This is a genomic window from Acetatifactor sp. (genome assembly GCF_982438285.1).
This window is the reverse complement of record NZ_CEWDFQ010000104.1, coordinates 1-8,942: the sequence shown is the minus strand read 5'-3', so window position 1 is coordinate 8,942 and position 8,942 is coordinate 1. Positions and strand designations below refer to the sequence as shown.

Below are 8,942 nucleotides of genomic sequence, written 5' to 3'. Positions count from 1 at the left end.
GCGTTACACCCAAAGAAGAACAGAATCACTATCAAAATCTTACCCAATTCCTCCGGCATTCCCTGCGCTGTCCAATTAAAATATAATTTACCCAATCCGCATTCGTACAAATGCCCCGTAGGATCAATCTTTAGTCCTGTAGAATTTGTCGTTATTGTATCCAAGCCATTTGATACAACTCCAAAGAAAATGGTTAAAAATAATACCACCAGCGGAATACCATAAATGAACGCCTGTTTTTTTGATAAAGAAGAAAACAGCCATAATCCACAAATACACCCTACCAGGAATAAAATGACCACAGCAATTGGCGCTTTACTGCCTTCGCAGGCAAAGAAAGCAAGCAACGTCCCTCCCCATAAGCCGAAATGTATTTTAGGGGTCTGATACTGTATGTAAAGGAACATAATTGTAAAAACTCCCATTGCCAATCCAATGTCAAAACCAAATGGAGCCTTGTACATTATATGCTGATAGGCCACATAAACAAGCAGCTCCTTGCCTGTGGTAAACAACAGTATAATCATTCCAAGAATACGCAAATTTAAAGACAGCTTCATTCGGCGCAGCAGACAATAAAACGCAGATATTACCATCAAGGAGGAAGAAATCCACTGCAGGCAAATTTCCAGCTTTAACGCTTCAATTCCTGTTATCATAGAAGCTACCGCCAAATGAATGCTTCCGAAATAATGATATTTAAAAACCTCGCCGGCATACCGAAATTCTTCCAAAGGAAACCCTTTTTTAGCACTAATGGCATTGCCGATATAAAAAAGAATGTCCTGAGTAGGGAAAGTGACTGCCTGATCATTTGTAGGCAACAAATTAAGCCCATAGTATGTTACAAAGCGAATTCCGATTACCGCAGTAAACAGAACAGCCACTAACGCCCATTCCTTTTTTATCTCTTTTTTATTTTCGGCAACAGCCCTCTTCCCCAAACTACGCGACAAATATCCCAAAAATATTAGACAAAACACAATTTGAAATGGCGTTAACCATTGTAACGCATCAAAAAATGCGAAAAGAAAATATTGTATGATACTCCATACATACCCCATGCTATATCCGCAAAGAATTCTCTCCATACTGTCGCATTCCGGTATTTTCAGCAGCGTAATTATTGCCATACCCGGAACCCAGACAGAAAATATCTGATAGAAGTAAAAAACTAAACCTTGCGCAAAAGTTATCGGAGAAGCAATCACCATTACAAAGACATATACTGCTAATAATAGGGGAAACAAAAAATTATGCACTTCAAATATTCCTTGTCTCTTTTTCATTTGTAACTCTATTCCTTCCCCAAATATCACTACATCTTTTTAAACTAATTTTATAGAATTTCTTTATCGTTATCAAGTATATTAATACAACACAGCTTAGCGGAACTAATAGTACATTTTCCCCTGGAATATTCCCCAAAAATAATACAATCCGCAGACCACATGACACAAATAAGCCCCCCACTGGACCGCGAGAAGAAAGGGACGCTTCTTTGCTATGGTTGCACGAACCAGCACCGGCAGCGCCCCCAGGAAGCTGAAGAAAATTCCATACATATAGCCCCAGGAAAAATTAAAATGCGCCGCCCGAAAGCCCTTTTCATACAGGAAAAACGCCATGGCAAAGCTCATCCCATAGATCTGCCAGGAAAAACGGTACAGTGTGTTCTCCTTCAGCTCCTTAAAATTACATAACAGCACAACCAGCGGAAAGCCCACCGCCAGGCAGACCGCAAGGGGGATATTGTCACAGTAAAGCCTCCATACGCTGCCAAGGCAAAAGCCCAGGCCCCCTTCCTCTCCTTCATCGGGCACAAAGACGCCCCTGTACTGATACAACAGGTCTAAAAATGTGGGGACAAAGCACAGTCCCAGCTGCAGCGTGGGAACAAAATTGCGGAACCTGCTTTTTATCATACGCCATACCATAATCAATCCCGCAGCTCCCACAAGTACAAGGGTAAAGCTTGGCTTGGTCATGGTGGCCGTCAGGAGAAAGAAAGAAAACAGCGCATAATCTTTTTTCTGCTCCTTCCAGCCCTTCTCATAGCGCTCCAGCAGCCTGGCAAACCAGAAAAAGGAAAGAATGGCAAATGGCCGGGCCGCCATGTAGGTTGCATTATGAAAAGGATTTGCAGTAAAAACCCCCAGATAATTGTATTTGATGCCCGGTAGGTAGATTCCTGGAGGCGGATACAGCATGGAAATAAAAAACAAAGAGATGGAAAGAAGGCTCAGCAAGGCTCCCGCCAGCCATTTCTGTTTTGCAAAAAACGCCTGGAAGTCCGCAAGCAGCAGATGATCCAGAATCAGCTTCACAATCACCATAGCCAGGCTGTTTAACGGCATGGTGGCCAGGGCCACCGCAAATTCCGGCCCGGCAAACAGGTGCAGGAACGCGGCAAGCTTAAAAAAAACAGGATAGGGAAAGCTGTAGCCGCTGTCAAGCCCCTGCATTTCCAGTATATAAGCCTTCATATCCGAATGATACCTCTCCGGGCTCCCGATGGTCTGCCTGTGAAACAAAATCAGGGTTACCGCCGAGGCCCCGAGAAGCAGCAGCATAAAAAAGCCTATATTCATCCATTTTTGTAATTTGGTCTGCTCCATGAATACTCTCCTTATGATTTTAATGCTCTTTAAGTAATTGCGAAACTCGCTCCCGGGTATCAGAAACTGGATGTAATAACCAAAATAAGGGTGACTAGCCACTGCTTCGGAACCCGTTTTTGGTTATTATGACCAGGTTCGTAACTTTGCCAGCGAGTTTCGCAATTACTTATTAATGAGCTTCCTAAATCTCCAGTATGCTTAAACCGTGGGCTTTCAGCCTGGCCTCCACCCTGTCAGTTCCTCTCTGCCCTTCCATCTGCTCCATAAAGCCCAGCTTTCCCAAAAGAATCTGTCTCTCAAAAAAGGTGTCCTTCTCCAATTTTTCCCTTTCCGCAGCAGGCAGCTCCTCCACCAGCAGGCGGCGCACCTTGTGAAAGTAATCAAGGCATTCCCGGGCGGTCTCATAAGCATAGGATTTGCCAACGGTGATAAAATTCTCCTTCTCTCCCCTGACAATGTAAAGCCCCACATAGCGAATTTGATCCCCTTGCTTTTCCAAACGGGTCTTTCGCACCTTTTCCCTGTTTATGGACAAGGAAAGCCTTTTTAGCTCCCGCTCCACAAATTCCTCCGCTTTCGCCTTCTGCTCTTCTCCCATAATCTCCTTTGCAGAGACCAGAATATCGTCCGCGTACCGGGTATAGGTAAATCCAAGAGCGGAAAAAAAGCCTTCCGCCCTGCGGTCAAACTCATTCATATAAATATCTGATAAAATCGGAGACAGCACAAGCCCCAGCGGCAGCGTCCCATGATAAAAGCAGCTGCCCAGCATTCTGTAAAGCTCCTTAAAAAATCTTTCGTCGATCTTAAGGGCCGCCCCAAAGCATTTGGTGAGCTTTTCCGGACCAATACTATTGAAAAATTTACGGATGTCGTATTTCATAAAATCTACGCCGTCCAAATGCTGCTGCACGCACTGCTTGATTCCCCGTCCCCGCCGGTAAGCGTAGGAAGCCTGATTTGCCGTGTAATGCTCCAGTATGCCCTGAAGCATCCGGTTATGCAGTTCTCTGGCCTGATCTCCGTTTTTGTCTTCTCTGTATTTTATAATTTCGCGTTTCTTTTTATTTTTTCTAACGATTATCTGTTCAAAATACTTCTCCTGATCGGCCTGGATTTTTTCTAAAAGCGTGATATCCTTTTCCTTAAGGCCGCACAAAGTATAGGGATGGTTTCCCACTGCAATCTTGTCCACAACATTACCCAGCGGCTTTTCCACCAGATAAAACCTGTGAAATTGGGAATACAGATAATACACATGGACAAATTTTGCAATGTGATAGACCAGAGTTCTTTCTTCCTCCTGCAGAACCGTGTTCAGCTTTGCAATCCCACAGGCTGACAGATCCTTCCCAGTCTTTCCGGAAATAAAATTTTTAATGCACTGGTTCACCTTGTCCACAATATCGTCAATATCAAACTTGGAAAAGTCCTCATCCCCACTTTGGAGAAAGGTTTTGTACTCATGAGAGATTATGGACACTGTCACATAAAACAAAAGCCGCAGCGAAATGCTCACCGTAAGGCTGTTTCCTTTTCTCTGACAGCAGATCTGGTATGGTGTTTGAGGTATGACAACATCGTCCTCCCTCAGATTGATGGGATGAGAATCCTCCTGCCCGAAAATGGGATCCTCCTTGATGTGCCTTGCAAGGTTTGAAGGCAGGCTGTCGTTTACAAATTTATAATGCTCCACCACATAATCCGTGGCCAGAGCCTTTCTCTCCAGCCCCGGCCTGTATTCCAGGCATTTCACCCTGTCCTCATGCTTTTTCAGCACCACATCATGCACAAAGTATCCCACATTTTTGCGGTTATAAATATCGCTGACCTTAGGGACAAACACACTGATCTCGTTCACATAGGCGCTGTTTGCAAAAATTCCAAGCTCTGTGGCCGATGACATGGTATCCAGGAAAATATACGTTTTATAGGACACCGCGGCGCAGATTTCTTCCATAATCTGAATGCTGATGTTGTCATCCCGTATATTTTTTTCCGTGAGGAAATCATCTATAACCAAGGGCAGGTATTTGTTTTTGTAGGTGTCATACAGCATGTTCTGCAAAATCACCCGTCTGTCGCTTTTGTTGCTCTTTTCATAATACGGCCCACATAAAAAAAGGATGGGACGAGTGATCGTGATTTTATCCAGCAAGGTATATTCCATGGTTCCTCTCATTCTGCCGCGTGAGCGGCTTTGTAATCAAAAGGAACTTTGTGCGTAGCACAAATTCCGGATTGAAAATTTTAATTTTCAATCTTTTCTCCCACGCACAAAGAATAAAAGACATTCTTTTGCACAGCATAAAAAAAGAATCCTACAGTGGTAAAAGAGTAAACTGAACGCCAGGCAAGCTCCGCGAGCATAGGCGTGCGAGCGGAAAAGCGCGCCTGACGTTCAGTTTGCACTTTTACCACTCCATAAACTCTTTAGAAATACTTCGTCCTCGACGAATACTAGGATTCTTTATTTCATTATAGTATCAAACTCCTGCTTCGTCAAATAATATTTCCGCTTATTTCGTTCGTTTTCCGCCCCAGGCGGCTGAAACAAAAACTGATCCGAGCCTGCATCATACCTCCAGCCCAGCCCGGTCAAAAGGGGAATTTCTTCATGCTTTGAGAGCAAAACCACAAACAGCCGCAGAATGCCGTCGGCATATTTTTGATTCTGTCCGCCCCTTAAAAACAGGGCGTTGCTCTTTTCCTGAATCAGGTTGATCAACACAAAGAGCTTTCTGTAGGATATTTTGAAATCCATATCAGGAATTTCAATTTCTCCACAGCGGCCCGGGTCTACTGTTTCCCTGATATGATACCGGATTCCCCGATACTCAAATTCCTGCTGATGAAGCCATTCCTCCTTCTTTTTCGGATCGGGAGACCTTCTGATTTTCAGACGCAGCTGCTTTTTTAAGGCGTTAACCACAAACTGCGTCCCTTCCCTGTGGGAAATCTCCAAAAGAAGCTGATAAATTTCATAGATAGACAAATAGGTATTGGCCTGATTGTCTATCAGATAAAAATATACGTCATTCTGTGTGGCTTCCACCCCGAAGAAAGCCTCGCAGCCCTCCTGCAGCGTCTGGATTTTCTCTATAATCCGATAGGAAGCTCTGTCGATAAAAGAATAATTCCTCTCGTCATACCCCTTCATTTCCCTCAATCGGTCTGTTCTTATGGCAGGTATAAAATTTTCCACTTAAACCTCCCCTTTATCACGCCGTTTTTGTAGTGTCTCTATTATAAGACAGGGAAAGGGCAATGTAAAGGGCGGAGGAGCTTTTGTGGGAAGAATGGACAATTTCCCCCTTTCCCCTCATAATAGGACAAAAACACGGAGGATACAAATGATGAAAGCTTTGAACCTTTACCTGGAAGAATACCTGGATTACTGCCAGTACAGAAAGCATCTTGATCCCAAGACGCTGAAGGCATACCGTATCGATCTGACCCAATACGAGCGCAGCATGGACAACACTCTTACTTTTTATGAACGGGAGCCGGTAGATGCCTACATCACTATGCTCCACAGAAAATACCAGCCCAAAACCGCAAAGAGAAAGGTGGCCAGCTTAAAAGCCTTCTTCCGCTACCTCTCCTATCGGGAAATTCTCTCCGAAAATCCCTTTGACAAGCTGGACATCCGTTTTCGGGAGGCAAGGCTTCTGCCAAAGACCATCCCTTTTCATTCCGTGCAGGCTCTTTTGTCGGAGGCCTACCGCCAAAGGAAAACCGCTCACACCCAGTATCAGAAACGCTGCCGCATCCGGGATGTTGCGGTGCTTGAGCTGCTTTTCGCCACGGGAATGCGCATCTGTGAGCTTTGCTCCCTAAAGCCCCAGCATATCGACCTGAAGGAAAAAACCGTCCGTATTTACGGCAAAGGCGCCAAAGAAAGAATCCTGCAGATCGGGAATCCGGCAGTACTCTCTGCCCTGGCCTCCTATCAGAACGCCTTCGCCCCGGAAATTTCTTCTGCCGGATGCTTTTTTGTAAACAGGCTGAAAAAACAGCTGTCCGATCAGTCGGTGAGATTTATGATCCGGCATTACGCAAGGCTTGCAGGAATAGAGCAGCATATCACCCCTCATATGTTCCGTCATTCCTTCGCAACACTTCTTTTAGAACAGGATGTAGACATCCGCTATATCCAGCGGATGCTGGGGCACAGCTCCATCAGCACCACCGAAATCTATACCTATGTATCCAATATAAAGCAAAAAGACATTTTATTTCACAGGCACCCCAGAAACTTTATGGAGGTGGAGGAAGCTTAGTCCCCTGCTATTTCAAAAAAATCCTCCAGCCGATTTTCCCCATCCGCCGTGTGATGGTAAATCAACAGACGGTAATCTCTTATCAGATTCTCGTACTCTTCACTTCCCTTGGCATACAGTGTGCCGTCTGCGGTCTTGATTCCCAGACTGCTTATCACTGGCAGGCTTTCATACAGCTCCATCACATACTGCTGATATTCGCTCATGGGCAGCCCCAGCTGCCCGAGCAGAATGCCGGCAAGATAATTGAGACTCACCTCTCCTAAATCGACACTTTCTGTCTCATAATTATGCCAGATAATAAAGGGAGGATTGGGCTGATGGTCCCCGAATACCACCACAACCACCGGTTCCCGATACTGCTCAAAATAAGCAAGCAGCTCTTCAAGGGCTTTGTCGCTTTCCTGCATAAGGCTTAGATACTGCTCCGCCTGAGGGTATTTCCCCTGCATTTCACCGGCAAGCTGCACGGTAGTTTCAAAGTTATCTCCACTATTGGTATACCCCCCATGATTCTGCATAGTCACATTAAAGAAAAACAGCGGAGCTCCTTCTTCCTTTTGGTCAAAATAGGTCTGCAGATAGGAGTAATCCCCTCGGTCACTGACATAAATGCGCAATGTGTCCATTTCCTCCTCTACATCCTCCAAAAACAAGATTCGATCAAACCCCATGGCCCGGTATACCTGAGTACGGTTCCAGCCGCTGGACAAATAAGGGTGAAAGGCCACCGTCTCATAGCCCAGCTCCTTCAGGTTGGAAACCAGACCCGGATAAGCATCCCCACTGGAAAAATAAGAGTTATAGGGCACTGCGGCGCTGTATGCCCCCATGGAATCGGAGGTGAGAAACTCATATTCCGAGTTTGCCGTGTTTCCTCCAAGGACGGACACATTGGCCCAGCCACGGATTACATTCTCCTGAATAGAATCCCAATATTCCAGCACCGGCTCCGTAGTCTCAAAATCTCCCAGTACGCGCAGATCACTGAATGCCTCGTTCATGATCACCACAATATTGAGAAATTCCATAACTGAGGAGTTTTCATCCGTCCCTAAAATATCGTCTTCCTCCTCATTTCCCTGTACTTTCTGGTCTTCCTCATATGCCTCTATGATCCGACGTACCTCATCCAGAGAATAATCCTCCGGCAGGCTCTGGGTGCTCCCCATAATTTCCGACAGCAATGTGGCAAGATAGGTGTCCTGGGAAAACTGATTCGTCTGCGCATATATCCTGTCAAACCTCATAACAGGAAGAGCAATGCACCCACAGACAACAACAGCTGTAACGGCCACAGACACCGGATGAAAACGTCTGCTCTTGCCTTTCCTTCCCGCAAATGCAAATTTCCACACAAGATACCACAAAAGCAGATCTATCAGTCCAAACACCAGCATCCCATCCGGCGTAAAATCGTAATTGCCCACCACATTTACCGCTGTCTTTGCAGATTTAAAGTCTCCCAGCGAAAGAGGCGCTCCCCGGAATCTCATCAGATAATAATTTGCCGTTCCAAGCAGCCCGATCATCAGATTCCCGATTCCCACAGCGGTTACCGGTCTGCCGGTAACCAGATAGAAAAACCAGTACAACGCCGCTCCAAGGAACAGATTTACAATCTGCACAATGGTCACCTGGGTAAGCGTCAGGTAGTATGTCCCACAGGTCAAAAAGCCCAGCACAATCACTCCATGAATTCCGCTCCAGAACATCAGATAGCTGTCGCTTGCCATCCTCCAGGACAACTTCCTGCCGCCCGGAAATCGCTCTGACAAAAACAAAAGGATGATCCCCGCCATACAGACGGCGGCATAGGCGGCCACTGTCTGGTAAACCGTAAGCAGCAGGAATTTTCTTAAGAAAAACAACACTGCAATTTGCAGAAAAGCATATAGACAGGGGATGGCTGCTTTATATTTTTTTATGTTTTCTTTCTTCAGGCTGACAGGCAGGTTCATTCTTACACTCCTTTTGACGCTCTAAGCGAGATTGGCTTCTGAGATATCATACCCTTTTTTGGGGAGGGGCGCAAGGG

Annotated in this window: 6 protein-coding genes; 1 reads left to right on the top strand and 5 read right to left on the bottom strand. The window is 45.6% G+C overall.

Going from position 1 to position 8,942, the window contains the following annotated elements; all coding sequences use genetic code 11:
- The 4 genes from AC1WIP_RS06940 to AC1WIP_RS06925 all read right to left on the bottom strand — a co-directional run.
- Positions 1 to 1,289: hypothetical protein (locus tag AC1WIP_RS06940; protein ID WP_481141165.1), on the bottom strand; the 1,289-nt coding region annotated here is incomplete at its 3' end.
- Between the two features lie 105 nt (positions 1,290 to 1,394).
- On the bottom strand, positions 1,395 to 2,618 hold the full coding sequence (locus AC1WIP_RS06935; RefSeq protein WP_481141164.1) for a hypothetical protein: 1,224 nt from the start codon (positions 2,616 to 2,618) through the stop codon (positions 1,395 to 1,397).
- Positions 2,619 to 2,802: 184 nt separating this feature from the next.
- Positions 2,803 to 3,615 carry a reverse transcriptase domain-containing protein gene (locus tag AC1WIP_RS06930; protein WP_481141166.1) on the bottom strand — a complete coding sequence of 271 codons (813 nt, stop codon included), beginning with the start codon at positions 3,613 to 3,615 and terminating at the stop codon, positions 2,803 to 2,805.
- 1,476 nt (positions 3,616 to 5,091) lie between these two features.
- Positions 5,092 to 5,826 carry a hypothetical protein gene (locus AC1WIP_RS06925; RefSeq protein WP_481141163.1) on the bottom strand — a complete coding sequence of 245 codons (735 nt, stop codon included), beginning with the start codon at positions 5,824 to 5,826 and terminating at the stop codon, positions 5,092 to 5,094.
- Positions 5,827 to 5,974: 148 nt separating this feature from the next.
- Here AC1WIP_RS06925 and AC1WIP_RS06920 point away from each other — a divergent pair, with 148 nt between their 5' ends.
- On the top strand, positions 5,975 to 6,904 hold the full coding sequence (locus AC1WIP_RS06920; RefSeq protein ID WP_481141162.1) for a tyrosine-type recombinase/integrase: 930 nt from the start codon (positions 5,975 to 5,977) through the stop codon (positions 6,902 to 6,904).
- Here AC1WIP_RS06920 and AC1WIP_RS06915 read toward each other — a convergent pair.
- Entirely contained in the window at positions 6,901 to 8,865 is a 1,965-nt protein-coding gene (locus AC1WIP_RS06915) for an LTA synthase family protein (protein ID WP_481141161.1), read from the bottom strand. The two genes, AC1WIP_RS06920 and AC1WIP_RS06915, sit on opposite strands and share 4 nt — an antisense overlap.
- Positions 8,866 to 8,942 lie beyond the last annotated feature (77 nt).

Coding starts and splice junctions, on each gene's coding strand:
- AC1WIP_RS06935 (WP_481141164.1), bottom strand. CDS start 2,618: ATGGAGCAGACCAAATTACAAAAATGGATGAATATAGGCTTTTTTATG.
- AC1WIP_RS06930 (WP_481141166.1), bottom strand. CDS start 3,615: ATGCTTCAGGGCATACTGGAGCATTACACGGCAAATCAGGCTTCCTAC.
- AC1WIP_RS06920 (WP_481141162.1), top strand. CDS start 5,975: ATGATGAAAGCTTTGAACCTTTACCTGGAAGAATACCTGGATTACTGC.
- AC1WIP_RS06915 (WP_481141161.1), bottom strand. CDS start 8,865: ATGAACCTGCCTGTCAGCCTGAAGAAAGAAAACATAAAAAAATATAAA.